Here is a 14,831-nt window from a genome sequence, read left to right as displayed (position 1 = left end):
TCTTGCGCTTTCGGTTCTTCTTTAACTTTTACTTCTTCTTTGACTTTTGCCTCTTCTTTAGGCTTTACTATTTCTTGTGCTTTTACTTCTTCTTTAACTTTTACTTCTTCTTTAACTTTTACTTCTTCTTTAACTTTTGCCTCTTCTTTAGGCTTTACTATTTCTTGTGCTTTCGGTTCTTCTTTAACTTTTACTTCTTCTTTAGGCTTTACTATTTCTTGTGCTTTCGTTGTTTCTTTCGCTTTTGCTACTTTCTGCGTCTTTACTTCTTTCTTTTCTTTAACTGATTTTTGTACTTTCGCTACTTGCTTCGTTTTCTCTTCAGTTTTCTTTTCAGTTGGTGCTGTACTTGATAGGAAAGAAACGTTTGCATAAGCAATTTTTCCTTTATACTCAAATTCCAACCATCCGTCTTTTACTTGATGCGTTGTTTCAATTACATCATCTTTTTTTAGTCTGCCAAGAATTTCTGAATCTGTGTTTGCTTCGGTACGTACATTTAACAAATTCGCCGTTACATGATACACATCTTTTGTAAACTCCGAACTTACAAACACTTCTTTACCGTTCAATTCAATTTTTGACCAGCCATCTTCGGTATTGATGACTTTTAACTCTTGCCCATTCTTTACTTTTTCGACCACTTTTGATTCTGTAGTCGGTTTTTCACGTACGTTAAGTACATCTGCTGTTACGATTGTTTCTGCGGTAGCAGTTGTGGTAAACGCCCCCAATCCAAAAATAGTTGCTGTTGCTGCGCCAATTACTTTTTTCATATTAGCCTCCATTATATTTTTTTGAATTTTATCAAATGCCTCTGTAAAATTGTATAATTTTACATAATATCAAAACATTTGCAACAGTATATTAATACGACTTAATATACTGTTATTAAAACTCCTCACTTCAATACTAACAAATTCTTATTTCTAATTCTATATATTATAAATCTCCTTATCTTTTATAAAAGCTTCATGCCCTTCTTCACACTAAATAGTTGTTGCAATTCCCGCCAAAAATAAACTTACGATTGCTAAAATTTGAGTAGCGACTATAGCCCCTCTTAAATGAAACTTATAATCTTTATATCCTTTCATACCTGCCGTACTAGGAATCACAACAAACCTTGGAGTAATCCAGCAAAAAATTAGCCAATCAATTATAAGTAAATCTACTAAATTGAAAATCATTAAAATACCAAAAGTATGTAAATAAGCATCCATATACATTAATTTTTCATGCTTATGTAATATATATGTAGAAACGAAAGGACAACCGAAAAGAATAGCATTGTATACAATATTAAAGTAAATGGTTTGCTTTTTTTCATGAATCGATTTTGGAAAAACTACTTTTTGAATATCTTTCGGATAATCAGTTAATGAAAGTCGAGGATTATAATATAAGGACCCTAAAATCATTACGGATAGTACAATAGACATGATGACACCAACGTACATCATTTGCTCAAATTGATTCATATGCTGCATTCACCCTTTTCTGTAATTACTATGTTAATCATTCACTTAATTACACATTGTATGTACGTACATAATCAAAAATTAACATCTAGCTTTAATAGTGAAGCAAACAGATGTAAACGTACTAAAAGCAATGACCGATCCAAATAATATCCCTTCTCGCAAAATTGTACTAAGCGTAGGTTTTACATCGGAGAAAGTTTGTGAGATTGATGGATTACCTGGGGAAATTTTGAGCACATACATATAATTACAAAAAGGCAGTGCTACTTATGTAGCACTGCCTTTTTCTTTATTGGAATAATCCTTTTCCTTTATTCATTTACTTATAAAGTATTGTCAGTTCTTCTTTATGTTCTGTATTTCCACATTATAAATATTTCACGTCAAGGAGAGATGACTGAAATGAATAATCAAAAAATTGAACTTACTGGTCGTATCGTTACACCTAATGATCCTGATTATAATTCAGCGCGTGAAGAATTCAATACATTCTTCAACAAATTTCCGTTAATCATTATTTTTGCTCAAAATACGCAGGATGTAGTAAACGCTGTTCGCTGGTCAAGGCTACATAACGTTCCTATACGCATGCGCTCTGGACGTCATAATTATGAGGCATTATCCGTCAGTAATGCTGGTCTTGTAATTGATGTAAGTGAAATGAAGCAATTAGAAATAGATCACAATAATGGAACTGTAACTATCGGGACTGGATGGAGAAATATTTCTTTAATTGAAACACTTGCAGCTGAAGGATTAGTTGTGCCGAGTGGTGTTTGTCCTACTCCCGGGATTGCAGGTGTTACTTTAGGTGGCGGACATAGTATTCTCTCTCGTCCATTTGGATTAACTCTCGATCATTTACTTGAATTAGAAATGGTAGACGCGAATGGTTGTATAATACGCGCTAACGCCAAGTGTAACTCCGATCTCTATTGGGCTTCGCGCGGTGCTGGTGGTGGTAACTTTGGAATATGTACTTCGTTTAAGTTTCGAACACATAAAATTAATACGGTAGGATTTGCAGAAATAAGCTGGGGGATATCAGATTTAAAACCTGTATTAACCTCTTGGCAAGAATATACGCTACCTTGCGCTAATAAACGACTTACAACTACTCTTTTTATGTCTGCAGGATTAGAACCATCATTATTAATGCAAGGTGTATTTCTCGGTTCTGTTCAAGAATTGCAGATGCTACTACAGCCATTACTAAAAGCCGGTTCACCAATGCAAGTAACTATCGAAGAAATACCATGGGCAGAAGCAGCAACGAAAATAGCTGAGAAGCAACCTGCAACACCTTTACCATTTAAAAGTGTTGGTCCATATGTATATGAACTATTACCAGAAGAAGGACTATCCATTATCGATCACTTTATTAATAATGCACCTCCCTTTTCCACCACCTCCGTATTTTTCCACGGATTAGGCGGTGCTGTTGCTGAGGTGCCAAATGAGGCGACTGCTTACTTTTACCGAAAAGCACTATCAAACATGTCAATATTCGCTACTTGGGAGCAACCAGAAGGTGCTGGCGGAAGTATTCGATGGGTTGAAGACTTCCGTTTGGCAATGCTTCCATTTACAAAAGGTGTCTATGTTAATACTCCTGACCTATCCATTAAAAATTGGCCAGATGCATACTTCAGTTGCAACTTTGACCGATTAATGGAAGTAAAAGCAAAATATGATCCGAAAAATGTCTTTAACTTTCCGCAAAGTATTCCGCTTTTTTAAACTATATATTCCACCTAATATATCAAAATATAAAACATCCATTTTTTAAATGGGTGTTTTATAAACTAAGTTTACATAATATAATTATTAGTTACTTTTTTTGCTAAATATCTATTCAACAATCCAAAGTAATACTTTCTCAAACTCTTTTTTGGGCAACATACTTTCTTTTATATAGCCATTCTTTTAATTGTACTTCATCCAAAGTTTCGTTCCCCTCTCGTAATCTTTCACACTATATTCGCTCGTTTTTCACAAAAGGTTTATTTTACATGAAAATTTATTTATTACAATAAAAATATAAGGTATATTTTTAAGAAAAGGAGGATTTCAAGAATGAATCAAGAGGATAAAATTTACGCTGAAAAAGTGTTGAAAAATCTATTCATCGGATCACAAGTTGATGGATTACAATTTGGTATTTCTCCAGCCGCTATAAAGATTCATTTCACAAACTTTCACGACTCAGTTGATTATGACGGACAATTATATATCAATATCGAATCCAAATGGTGTTTATTTAATAAACCTCAAAAAAGATACCCATTAAATGAAGATGAATTTGAAGTTTATTCTGAGGAAGAAGAATATGAAAGAATATTTAAGATAAGAAGACAAAAAGTTACCGATATACGACTCGGCTTAGAAAGCCCTCATTTAATTATTACATTAGAGAGTGGACAAATTATTTTTGTAAATGGTTTTCATGATTATTATGAATGTTGGCAATCTGGTGTTCTATGTGAGCAATGGCTTGTAGTCGCTGCACCTGGGAATGAAATCGCCACTTGGGCTCCCGATGAGTTTATCGATAAATAAACTGTCTTCACGAAGAAGAACCGAAGATATTTTATGAAGCAGTTACATCTTCAAAGTTCTTCATAAATTCTGATGAGCTGAATGAGTTAGCTTCAAAAATTGTACAAGCCGCAGCAGAACAGAAGTACATAATCCATTATGGGGTTTAAATGTAATACAAAAAACGCTTAGGATTTCTCCCAAGCATTTTTTGTATGGTACTAATAAATTTATTCCTTAGTCATTTAGTCAATGCTTGAACCTTTTACAAGTGAGAGCACCCATATTAATCTAAATAAGCGTCTCATTTCCAATCTTCCAGCTAAACCATCTCCCATGCCCTTCTGTTTCTCCAACCGTTTCACGATATTCGTTTCCGTTAATATAATAATCAATATGAAGGTCACGATCCCACATGTTGTTATAAAGGTGGAATACATCACGTTTTGCGCCAATTTCTTGTATTTGTTTTTCTAACTTATGTTTTACTTGTTCTGGTATTTGATTTGCGACGTGTGTATGGAAAATACAAATAACAGCTTCTTCACTTATTTGTTCAATAATAGATGATAATAGCTCTACACCGTCTCCTTCTATGAATTGGACAGATTCATTTTTCACTAAAGATGCAGCTTGATCAAACATCTCAAGCCTTTCTTTATGTTCTGGCCAAATTAAAGCACGTAACCATAAATAATCTTCCTCATTATGTAAATCATTCACATGTAAGTCCAGTCCGATTCTTTCTACGACAGATGGGCTTTCTTTTAGAAAATGCGGTACATTCTCCCCTCTTATTTCAGAAGTTACATGCACATTTGAATTTATATTTCCGTACATTTCATCCGTCCCGTACGAATAACTATATTGGTCCCAGAACAGTTGCAACCCAGAACTTGTCCCAATTTCAATTAACGCTAACGGCTTCTTCACTTTGTTAAATATGTAGCAGAAACTTGGGTATAAGTATGCACACCGTCTTACTTCATTCGTTTGAACGAGTTTCGTTTGTAACAATGTAATGATTTCTTCTCGGTACTCTTTACAGAAATCTTTAAAATGATCAAAAGCTTTATTTAAATTTGTATCGGCATTTTCAACTAAACTACTATAATACGTTTTTAAATGATGTTCTTTCCCTGCTAACAATAAATAATGTACTGCACCTAATAGTAAGTTTGGGACTGGTTGACCTACCTGAGCATAGGACGATAGTGTAAGTACTTCCTCATCTTCAGCAATTTTCATTGATAAATATTCATATAAATCACTTGACCCTTTACATTCCTTTATTGAAAAGTTTCGAAATAAGTTTGAAATTTGTTCTTTTGTACACATTAGAGTCCCTCCTTTTTATTTTTCAGAATAATCTTACCATTACAGAAAGAATAATCCCATAAAAATGTACTCGATTTAGTCACTTAAGGATACGTAAGCTTTTTCGAGATAATTTCAAACTGTAATTTTTTTCTATTTATCACCTTAAAAGAGCTTGTTAAATAAGATTTTTAGCGAATAAAACGTTAAATAGTTTAAAATTATCAGATAACACTAGATATTTTAGTCTATTAATTATTATAATAGAGTATGAGATGGTTATATAATTGAGACAAAAAAGGTATACACCTAGGTGGGGCCTAGGCGGTGGTTCTCTTTTACGGCTTAGACATAGAAAACACCTACACTTTTTTGCCAATATAGGGGATGGAGAGATTATCATGAGCAACATGCAGCAAAAAACAGACGTTATCTTAATTGGTGCAGGAATTATGAGTGCAACGTTAGGCTCATTACTAAAAGAATTAGCACCAGAATGGGAAATTAAAGTTTTTGAAAAACTCGCAAGTGCCGGGGAAGAAAGCTCTAACGAATGGAATAATGCAGGTACAGGGCATTCTGCGCTATGCGAACTGAACTATACTTCCGAAAAATCTGACGGATCTATAGATATTAGTAAGGCTGTAAAAGTGAATGAGCAATTCCAGCTTTCAAGACAATTTTGGGCATATCTTGTAAAGAGCAAATTAATTCGTAATCCACAAGATTTTATTATGCCACTACCTCATATGAGTTTAGTACAAGGGGAAAAAAATGTTGAATTTCTAAAAAACCGTTTTGAAGCGCTTTCAAAAAATCCACTGTTTCAAGGAATGGAATTTTCTGATGCTCCTGAAACATTAAAAAAATGGCTTCCACTCATTATGGAAGGCCGCACATCTAATGAACCGATGGCGGCAACGAAGATTGACTCTGGAACAGATGTTAACTTCGGTGCATTAACACGTATGTTGTTTGATTACTTAAAAACAAAAAATGTCGAGCTAAACTACAAGCATAGTGTCGAAAATATTAAGCGCACGAAAAATGGTTTGTGGGAAGTAAAAGTACACGATATGAATAGTGGTAAAATTGAGCATCATACTGCTAAATTCGTCTTTATTGGCGGTGGTGGCGGTAGTCTACCTCTACTTCAAAAGACTGGTATCCCTGAATCAAAGCATATCGGAGGATTCCCGGTAAGTGGACTATTTATGGTATGTAAAAACCAAAAAGTTGTAGAGCAACATCATGCGAAAGTATACGGTAAAGCTAAAGTTGGCGCTCCGCCAATGTCTGTACCTCATCTAGATACGAGATATATAGACAATAAAAAAGCTTTACTGTTTGGACCATTCGCAGGCTTCTCACCTAAATTCTTAAAAACTGGCTCAAACCTTGACTTAATCGGTTCTGTAAAACCGAATAACGTCTTAACGATGTTAGCTGCTGGTGTAAAAGAAATGGGACTTACAAAATACTTAATTCAGCAAGTTATGTTATCGCACGAAAAACGTATGGAAGAATTACGCGAATTCATTCCGAACGCGAAAAGTGAAGATTGGGATATTGTAGTTGCTGGACAACGTGTACAAGTAATTAAAGATACTGATGCTGGCGGTAAAGGAACACTTCAATTTGGTACAGAAGTAGTAAGTGCAGCTGACGGCTCAATCGCCGCATTACTAGGTGCATCACCAGGTGCTTCTACTGCTGTTCACGTCATGCTTGAAGTATTAGAAAAATGTTTCCCAAGCCGCATGGTAGAATGGGAAGAAAAAATAAAAGAAATGATTCCTTCATATGGCATTTCACTAACTGAAAATCCAAGATTGTTCCAAGATCTTCACACTTCGACTGGTCGTACACTTGGATTAAACGAAAAAGAAACTGTTCATAATTAATGAAGAAATAAAAAAAACGTCCGATATATTCGGACGTTTTTTTTGTCTACTAAAAATTATACTTATCAATATTATCTTTCGTAAATACAACTCGTTCTGGCAATACGATAATTCCGTTTCCTTCTGCCTCATAATCATATCCTTGAATGGAGTTTGGCTCTACTTTCACTTTTCCGATTCCTTTTACTTCAAAGCTATCCCCTACTTTTAACTTCTTTCCTTTTACAACAATCTCATTTGCTACATAAGTTGCCAACGCACCTTGCTGTTTGACATCCCATAATCCGAATTGTTGTACTGTTCCTCGTTTTACATAATCACGCATAACGTTCGGTGTAGAAAATCCAGTTACCACTACTTTTTTATCCATTTTTAAGTTTTCAGCTGCTTGCGCCATGGCTGGGAGTGCTGTTGCATCTGGACAAATAACTGCGTTAATATCTGGATACGTTTTTAATATGTTCTCCCCTACGGATAAAGATTTTTGTGCATTATTTTCACCGTACTGCGTCGTTACAATTTCCCAGTTCGGATATTTCTTTTTAATAATTTCTTTCGCTTTCGTTACCCATTGGTTTTGATCCGTTACTGTTGGACTAGAATAAAAGAACGCTACTTTCCCTTTATCTCCAATTTGCTTGGAAGTCATTTCAATTAATAAGTTAGCAAGTTGGTCTGGTGTCCCTTGACTTATATAAAAAGAACGGTCTTTGGGATTCACATCAGAATCCCACGTTAAGACAGTCATTCCTTTTTTCTTAGCACGTTGCAATGATTGCGATAAACCATCAACTGATGTAGAGGAAACCATAAGTGCATCATAATTTTGGTTAATAAAATTATTTATATACTTTACTTGCCCTGATACACTCGCTTCAGACGGCCCATCATATTTCACTTGTACGCCTAGCTTATCTCCCATCTCCTTTGCTCCTTCACCGCCCGATGTAAAGAAGCCAACTCCAGTTAATTTCGGGATAAATGCAAATTTCACATCATCCGCTTTTTTCTTATCTGCCGTTTGACTGGAACAAGCGATTAAACCTATTAAACAAATACATACAATCAATACAATCCCCAGTTTTCTCTTCATGACATTTCCCCCTTATGCCAACTCTGTCTTTTCCCCGCTAAAAATTGATGTAATTTGAAATGTCTCATAATAACTGAAAGAATAAGGATAATACCTATTACGACATTTGATTGTTCATTTGTTAAGCCTGTCATTTGTAGGCCATATTGCATAAGGCCTATAAAAATACTTGCAAGTACAGTACCGAAAATACTTCCTTTTCCACCTGTAATAAGTGTCCCGCCTAATACGACTGCTGTAATGATTGGTAATATTGTTTCACTTCCTATATCAGCACGTGCAGAACCGAAATATGCAGTTAAGAAAGCACCTCCTAATCCACCTCCTAACCCAGAAAGTATGTAAGCGATAATGACTACTTTTTTCGTTTTAATCCCGGTGTATTTTGCTGTATTTTCGTTCGCACCTGTTAATTTTACATGGCGCCCGTATATAGTTCGGTGAAATAATACAGTATATAAAACTGTTAATACGATCAGTAGCCATAATAAATTCGGTATTCCTATAAAACTACCGTTTGCCAGTTGTACAAATGTGTCAGGTAAACCGCTTATTCCTTCATACCCAGAAGCACCTGCTCCTCCTGAAATGACGAGTGCAATTCCTCCGTATAAAAACATCGTTCCGAGTGTAACGACGAGTGGTTCTACATCTGTCATTTTTATAATGAGTCCATTTAAAGCTCCTGCTAAACAACTAATTATTAGGGCGATTATGACAGCAAACAAAATAGGTATTCCGTTCATCCAAAGTACACCAATCAAGATCGAAGTGAGCCCCATTATTGATCCGACCGATACATCAATTCCTCCTGTTACAATAACGAAAGTCATTGGTATCGCCGCAATTGCGATAAATAGGAAATCATTTGTACTAAAAAGGAGATTACTAATATTTAAGAAATCACTATTTATAAAACTAAAAAGGATGAATTCTATAAGAAGTAATACAATTAGAACCCCTTCCCATCTATATAAATACTTCATAGATTCATCCTCCTTTTTGCCTTCCACTTTTTCATAACACTATCTAATATGATGATGAGTAATAATAAAAAGCCTGAAATGGCATTATTCCAAAATGCTGGTATTTTTAAAAAGACGAGTGAGCTGCTTATCACTTCTAGAAACAATGCTCCTAATGCGGCTCCAAATATAGAACCTGTTCCTCCTTTTAAATGAATTCCTCCTAGTACAGCGGCTGCGATTACTTGTAATTCTAATCCTGTACCTGTTTGATTTGGGACGAACCCGATATTCATAACAAATATGCAACCAGCGAGCGCAGCGCTTATGCCTGAAATCATAAACGCATATATCTTCACTTTATTAACAGGTATACCAATAAGCCTCGCGCCATCTTCATTATCACCTACCGCATAAAAGTATCTTCCCAATGGCACTTTTCTTAAAAAGAAGTATAGTAGTAGTAAAATAATAAAGACGAACCATACAGTTATAGGTAAACCAAGAATGATGATAGATGACAGCTGCTTAAAATCGTTTGGAATATCTTCAATCCACTTCCCGCCTGTGAAGATTAACATTGCACCTCTAACAATTCCTAGCATCCCTAATGTCATAATAATGGCTGGTACCCGAAACTTTGCAACGCCAATCCCGTTTATGAAACCAATAATAGCACCAAGCATTATCGCAGCAAGAATTGACATGAATGCATTATACCCGTTCGTTAACAACATCCCGCAAACTGCCGCGCTTAATCCCATAATTGAGCCAACTGATACGTCTATATTTTTCGTAAATAAAACGAACGATTGGCCAATTGCTAGAACGACTAAAATAACGCTTGATTTCATCATTAATGATAATGAGTTAAACTGAACAAAATTAGGATTTATCATCCCGACAATAGCTATATAAATTAGTAGTAACAGTATGATAGACGTTTCGTGCACTTTATACATACGTTTCATTCCATTACACCTCCGTATGCAAGACGTGTAACTTCTTCTACACTTATTTGTTCTTTCTCCAAATGAGAAACAAATTGACCATTTCGCATGACGTATACACGGTTAGCTAATTGGACAATTTCCTCAACATCTGAAGAAATTAATAATATGGCGAGTCCTTCCCTTTTCATTTTTTCTATCGTCTCATACACTTCAAGCCTCGCTTTTGCATCAATTCCGCGAGTTGGTTCATCAAGAATAATGATTTTTGGATTACACGCGAGATATTTCGCAAGTACGACTTTTTGCTGATTACCTCCCGATAAAGATGTAAGTTCTTCATTCATACTTGATACAACAATTTGGAACTTTTCTATAAATGACTTCACTAAAGCGCTTTCTTTTTCTTGATTTATAAAAAAGCGATTATTTTGATATAAACTTGCTGCTGTAATATTTTCTTTAACAGAAGCAATTGAGAAAATTCCATTTCTCGCCCTATCTTCCGGCACATAAACGAGCCCTTCACTTAGTCTTTTATGCAAAGAACATGTATCAATTGATTTTCCTTCTAATAAAATAGAACCTGATTTTATAGCTTTCAATCCGAATATCGCTTCCGCTAATTCCGTTCTGCCAGATCCTATAATGCCAGCAACACCTACAACCTCACCCGCATGTACAGTGAATGATATATTTTCGAATGCGTGACCATTTATATCAACCACTTCTAATATTTTTTTCGTCCTTGCTGTCTCTTGAACTACTTCTATTTTCTCTTTCTGTTTATATCCTTTTGGCAATAGTCCCTCCATCAGCATGTCATATGTATAGTCACATACATCACCTTGGCTTACAACCATTCCATCACGTAGTATTGCTACTTTGTTGGCAATTTCAAAGATTTCTGGAAAACGATGCGTAATATAAATCATCCCAATTCCTTTTTCTTGTAAACTTTTCATCAACACAAAAAGACTCTTAATTTCGTGTGTTGTTAATGTCGATGTTGGCTCATCTAGAATAAGAATCTCAGCTTCTCTTATTAATCCTCTAACGATTTCTACTAACTGTTGTTGCGCAATCGATAATGTTCCTCCTAGTTTATTAAGGTCAATATCCCATCCTAAGCTGCTAATCAATTGCTGAATCTGTACTTTTAGTTTCTTTTTCTTTTCTTTTAACCCGATACATATATTTTCTTCAATGGTCATATGCGGAAAAATGAGCGGTTCTTGTGGTATTAAATAAATCCCTTCTTGGTGTGCTTCTTTTGGATTTACAAACTGCTGTCTCTTTCCTTTCACATACATTTCTCCACTATCATACGAATATAACCCCGTTAATATTTTCATTAATGTCGATTTCCCGGCGCCATTGCCACCAACTAAAGCGTATATATCACCATGCTCTACTTGTAAGTTCACTTCCTTTAGCACAAGTTGATTCGAAAACGCCTTACTCATTTTCTTCACTTGTAATAAGGGCACATTCTCCACATGATGTCACCTGCCTCTATCCAGAACATTTTTTGAGAAAATGATTATTTGTTCTACTTGTTTTGTAGCATTGTATATTCCTTTTTTCATATCTAGAACACTTTTTTCAATGTGCTATTAATCGTTTCAACTGGAATAAACAAAATATATGCTACATATGTTTAAGCATTGGTCAATTGTTGAAAGGGATGAAGAGTATGTCACAGCTGAACTTTGAAGAAAATTTATTAACTAAAGTAGCCTGGTACTATTATAAAGATCAATTAACACAACAAGAGATTGCTTCACTTCTTCATATTTCAAGAAATAAAGTCGTCCGGTTATTAGATAAGGCACGCAGTGAAGGTATCGTTACATTTCACGTAAAAGGAACCGGTTTGCATTGCTTGAGCATTGAACGTGACTTAATGAAAAAGTTCCACTTGAAAGATGCCTTTATTATCCCTACTCCAATAGACAATTATGCTACTTCTCTCGGAAAAGCCGCTGCACAATATTTAGAGACTCATCTCCAACAAGGTGATTTACTCGGCATCGGCTGGGGTGAAACAATAAGTAAAATGCTAGAAAACATTCATTTTGAAAGTTCTATTAATCTTTCATTCGTAACGCTAACAGGCGGAGTAAACCACTATCTTCCAAGAAAACAAAACTATTTACACTACATGCAAGGTGATCTTCATATTATTCCTACTCCTTTTCTAGCATCTTCTACTGAAATGGCACAAAGTATTTTATCAGAACCAAGTGTGAAAGATATGCTTCATGTCGCTTCACTTGCACATACGGCAGTTGTCGGTATTGGCGGGTTATCTCAAGACGCTACGATTGTAAAAGAAGAAAAATTAACGCTACGTGAAATGACATATATTCGAAGTCAAAACGGAGCGGGCGATATTTTAGGACAGTTTTATAATACGAATGGTGAGTTATTAGAGCTCTCGCATCATAATCGTCTAATTGGCACACCACTTACGATTCTTCGCAGCATGAATCATGTCATTGGTGTGGCTGGAGGTACTCAAAAGATAGATGCCATTTATGGGGCTTTAAAAGGGAAATTTATTCATACATTAATTACTGATGAAGAAACTGCGCTCTCCTTATTAAGAAAGGAAGGTGATTCTTAATGTCTACTTTATTAGCTTTCGATGCTGGTACAGGAAGCATTCGAGCTGTTCTTTTTGATTTACATGGCAATCAAATTGCAGTAAGTCAAAAAGAATGGGTTCATAAAACTGATCCTCGTTACCCCGGTTCTATGAATTTTGATGTAGAAGAAAACTGGCAACTTGTACAACAGTGTACGAAAGAAGTTCTACAAAAAAGTAATATACTTCCCTCTTCTATTCAAGCTATTAGCGCTACAAGTATGCGAGAAGGTTTTGTTTTATATGATAAAAATGGGCAAGAAATATGGGCATGTGCAAATGTTGATGGCCGTGCATCCGCTGAAGTTAGTGAGCTAAAAGAAATCCGCTCACATCTTGAAGAAGATTTATACAGAAAATCTGGGCAAACTTTTTCATTAGGTGCTTTACCACGTCTACTTTGGATTAAAAAACATGAACCAGACATCTACAACAATATTCAATCCTTTTCGATGTTAAATGATTGGATTTTGTATAAATTAAGCGGCGTACTGCAAATCGATCCTTCCAACGGTTGTACGTCCGGAATCTTTGATTTACAAAATAGAAATTGGGATAACGAAGTCGCTAAAGAATGTGGTATAACGTTGCCATTTTCACCAAAAATAAATGAAGCTGGCACTGTAATTGGTAATGTTACAAAAGAGTGTGCAGCACTAACTGGTTTACTTGAAGGGATTCCTGTCGTCGCTGGTGGCGGTGATGCTCAAATGGCAGCACTCGGGACTGGAGTCGTAAAGCCAAATCAAACTTTAATATGCGGCGGCAGCTTTTGGCAACAGGAAGTGAATATTACAGAGTCAACAACGGATCCAAATGCTGCAATTCGAGTAAATTGTCACGTCGTTCCGAACCTTTGGCAATATGAAACGATTGCCTTTTTCCCTGGCCTCGTTATGCGTTGGTTTCGAGACGCTTTTTGCCAAGAAGAAAAAAAGTTCGCTGAAAAACTCGGTGTAGACGCTTATGAATTATTAGAAGAACAAGCGAAAGACGTACCTGTCGGTTCATATGGTATTATCCCTACTTTTTCAAACGTTATGAACTACATTTCTTGGCGTCATGCCGCACCTTCATTCTTAAATTTAAGTTTAGACGCTGACAAATGCGGAAAAAAGGAAATGTTCCGTGCTATTGAAGAAAATGCGGCCTTCGTTACACTTGGAAACTTAAAACTAATTGAAAATCTTACTGGTACATTCCCTTCTGAAGTTGTTTTTGCTGGCGGTGCCGCTAAAGGGAAACTATGGCCACAAATTCTATCAGACGTACTCGGCATTCCTGTAAAAGTACCAGTTGTGAAAGAAGCGGCTGCTTTAGGAACTGCAATTGCTGCTGGAGTTGGCGCTGGCATATATTCATCTATGGAAGAGACTGCCGAACAATTTGTACAGTGGGAAAATACATTTGAACCAGTCACTGAAAATCACGAGCTATACAAAGAATTCTATGAAACATGGAAAACCGTGTATAGCAGTCAGCTCGCTTTAGCTGATAAAGGACTTACAACACATATGTGGATTGCACCTGGTGCACTGTAACACATTACATAAAGGAGTGAACTGTATGTTAAAAGCGAATGAAAATGACTTCTCCTATCGCTTCGGTGATAACGGGCCGAAATATTTAATACAAGGTCCAAATATTGATCTTGGCCTTGTTGTCATTCAGCCTGGGCAAGAATTTCAAAATCATTACCATACAACGTGTGAAGAAGTTTTTTATGCGTTAGAAGGTGAAATAGACTTCTATGTAAATAACGAAAGAGTTCCGATTAAACAAGGTGATGTCCTGCAAGTTCGCCCTCATGAATCTCACTATCTGATTAACCATTCTGACAAACCTTTTAAAGCTGTTTTTATAAAGTCACCACATTTACCAAATAAAGATACGGTACAAACGGAAAATCCAACATTAACGAAGGAGTGAT

13 protein-coding genes and 1 pseudogene are annotated in these 14,831 nt (G+C 35.8%); 7 read left to right on the top strand and 7 right to left on the bottom strand.

Annotated elements, in window-relative coordinates; all coding sequences use genetic code 11:
* Both MRP26_RS20060 and MRP26_RS20055 read right to left on the bottom strand, forming a co-directional pair.
* On the bottom strand, window positions 1-776 hold a 776-nt coding region (locus tag MRP26_RS20060; protein WP_242806694.1), incomplete at its 3' end, for an SH3 domain-containing protein.
* A gap of 213 nt (window positions 777-989) precedes the next feature.
* Complete coding sequence (locus MRP26_RS20055) at window positions 990-1,481, bottom strand: hypothetical protein (protein ID WP_001071236.1); 492 nt, start codon at window positions 1,479-1,481, stop codon at window positions 990-992.
* Window positions 1,482-1,578: 97 nt separating this feature from the next.
* On the opposite strand from MRP26_RS20055, the pseudogene MRP26_RS20050 reads away from it, so the two are divergent.
* The 3 genes and pseudogenes from MRP26_RS20050 to MRP26_RS20040 all read left to right on the top strand — a co-directional run.
* Window positions 1,579-1,731 (top strand): annotated as a pseudogene (locus MRP26_RS20050) (GNAT family N-acetyltransferase); the annotation flags it as partial.
* A gap of 155 nt (window positions 1,732-1,886) precedes the next feature.
* Window positions 1,887-3,224 carry an FAD-binding oxidoreductase gene (locus MRP26_RS20045; RefSeq protein ID WP_088022200.1) on the top strand — a complete coding sequence of 446 codons (1,338 nt, stop codon included), beginning with the start codon at window positions 1,887-1,889 and terminating at the stop codon, window positions 3,222-3,224.
* Window positions 3,225-3,560: 336 nt separating this feature from the next.
* Window positions 3,561-4,043, top strand: coding sequence for a hypothetical protein (locus MRP26_RS20040; RefSeq protein WP_043924677.1), 483 nt, complete (start codon window positions 3,561-3,563; stop codon window positions 4,041-4,043).
* A 270-nt stretch (window positions 4,044-4,313) separates the two neighbouring features.
* Here MRP26_RS20040 and MRP26_RS20035 read toward each other — a convergent pair whose 3' ends face one another.
* Window positions 4,314-5,360, bottom strand: a complete 1,047-nt coding sequence (locus MRP26_RS20035; protein ID WP_069355817.1) for a DUF2332 domain-containing protein — start codon at window positions 5,358-5,360, stop codon at window positions 4,314-4,316.
* 380 nt (window positions 5,361-5,740) lie between these two features.
* Between MRP26_RS20035 and MRP26_RS20030 the strand changes: the two genes are divergently transcribed.
* Window positions 5,741-7,243, top strand: a complete 1,503-nt coding sequence (locus tag MRP26_RS20030) for a malate:quinone oxidoreductase (RefSeq protein WP_000069161.1) — start codon at window positions 5,741-5,743, stop codon at window positions 7,241-7,243.
* A 49-nt stretch (window positions 7,244-7,292) separates the two neighbouring features.
* Here the strand turns inward: MRP26_RS20030 and lsrB are convergent, their stop codons facing one another.
* From lsrB to MRP26_RS20010, 4 genes are read right to left on the bottom strand one after another with little or no spacing between them, the layout of a single operon-like run.
* Window positions 7,293-8,336: an autoinducer 2 ABC transporter substrate-binding protein LsrB gene (gene lsrB / locus MRP26_RS20025; RefSeq protein WP_000823652.1), complete on the bottom strand. Its 1,044-nt coding sequence runs from the start codon at window positions 8,334-8,336 to the stop codon at window positions 7,293-7,295.
* Entirely contained in the window at window positions 8,333-9,322 is a 990-nt protein-coding gene (locus tag MRP26_RS20020) for an ABC transporter permease (protein ID WP_071732043.1), read from the bottom strand. Before MRP26_RS20020 ends, lsrB begins: the two co-directional genes overlap by 4 nt.
* Window positions 9,319-10,272: an ABC transporter permease subunit gene (locus MRP26_RS20015; RefSeq protein WP_053564152.1), complete on the bottom strand. Its 954-nt coding sequence runs from the start codon at window positions 10,270-10,272 to the stop codon at window positions 9,319-9,321. Before MRP26_RS20015 ends, MRP26_RS20020 begins: the two co-directional genes overlap by 4 nt.
* Window positions 10,269-11,750: a sugar ABC transporter ATP-binding protein gene (locus MRP26_RS20010; RefSeq protein WP_242806691.1), complete on the bottom strand. Its 1,482-nt coding sequence runs from the start codon at window positions 11,748-11,750 to the stop codon at window positions 10,269-10,271. The genes MRP26_RS20015 and MRP26_RS20010 overlap by 4 nt, the downstream gene beginning before the upstream one ends.
* 179 nt (window positions 11,751-11,929) lie before the next feature.
* Between MRP26_RS20010 and MRP26_RS20005 the strand changes: the two genes are divergently transcribed.
* From MRP26_RS20005 to MRP26_RS19995, 3 genes are read left to right on the top strand one after another with little or no spacing between them, the layout of a single operon-like run.
* Window positions 11,930-12,880 carry a sugar-binding transcriptional regulator gene (locus MRP26_RS20005; protein ID WP_242806689.1) on the top strand — a complete coding sequence of 317 codons (951 nt, stop codon included), beginning with the start codon at window positions 11,930-11,932 and terminating at the stop codon, window positions 12,878-12,880.
* Window positions 12,880-14,442 carry an autoinducer-2 kinase gene (lsrK, locus tag MRP26_RS20000; protein WP_242806687.1) on the top strand — a complete coding sequence of 521 codons (1,563 nt, stop codon included), beginning with the start codon at window positions 12,880-12,882 and terminating at the stop codon, window positions 14,440-14,442. Before MRP26_RS20005 ends, lsrK begins: the two co-directional genes overlap by 1 nt.
* A 25-nt stretch (window positions 14,443-14,467) precedes the next feature.
* Window positions 14,468-14,830, top strand: a complete 363-nt coding sequence (locus MRP26_RS19995; protein ID WP_000909986.1) for a cupin domain-containing protein — start codon at window positions 14,468-14,470, stop codon at window positions 14,828-14,830.
* The last annotated feature ends 1 nt before the right edge of the window (window position 14,831 follow it).

It is taken from the genome of Bacillus sp. CCB-MMP212, assembly GCF_022748145.1.
Classification (GTDB): domain Bacteria; phylum Bacillota; class Bacilli; order Bacillales; family Bacillaceae_G; genus Bacillus_A; species Bacillus_A cereus.
Note: the sequence above shows the minus strand (reverse complement) of the source record. Positions and strands in the feature narration are given on the sequence as shown.

Excerpts from the sequence above, each read along its gene's own strand:
- MRP26_RS20055 (WP_001071236.1), bottom strand. The coding sequence starts at position 1,481 with ATGAATCAATTTGAGCAAATGATGTACGTTGGTGTCATCATGTCTATT.
- MRP26_RS20045 (WP_088022200.1), top strand. The coding sequence starts at position 1,887 with ATGAATAATCAAAAAATTGAACTTACTGGTCGTATCGTTACACCTAAT.
- MRP26_RS20040 (WP_043924677.1), top strand. The coding sequence starts at position 3,561 with ATGAATCAAGAGGATAAAATTTACGCTGAAAAAGTGTTGAAAAATCTA.
- MRP26_RS20035 (WP_069355817.1), bottom strand. The coding sequence starts at position 5,360 with ATGTGTACAAAAGAACAAATTTCAAACTTATTTCGAAACTTTTCAATA.
- MRP26_RS20030 (WP_000069161.1), top strand. The coding sequence starts at position 5,741 with ATGAGCAACATGCAGCAAAAAACAGACGTTATCTTAATTGGTGCAGGA.
- lsrB (WP_000823652.1), bottom strand. The coding sequence starts at position 8,336 with ATGAAGAGAAAACTGGGGATTGTATTGATTGTATGTATTTGTTTAATA.
- MRP26_RS20020 (WP_071732043.1), bottom strand. The coding sequence starts at position 9,322 with ATGAAGTATTTATATAGATGGGAAGGGGTTCTAATTGTATTACTTCTT.
- MRP26_RS20015 (WP_053564152.1), bottom strand. The coding sequence starts at position 10,272 with ATGAAACGTATGTATAAAGTGCACGAAACGTCTATCATACTGTTACTA.
- lsrK (WP_242806687.1), top strand. The coding sequence starts at position 12,880 with ATGTCTACTTTATTAGCTTTCGATGCTGGTACAGGAAGCATTCGAGCT.
- MRP26_RS19995 (WP_000909986.1), top strand. The coding sequence starts at position 14,468 with ATGTTAAAAGCGAATGAAAATGACTTCTCCTATCGCTTCGGTGATAAC.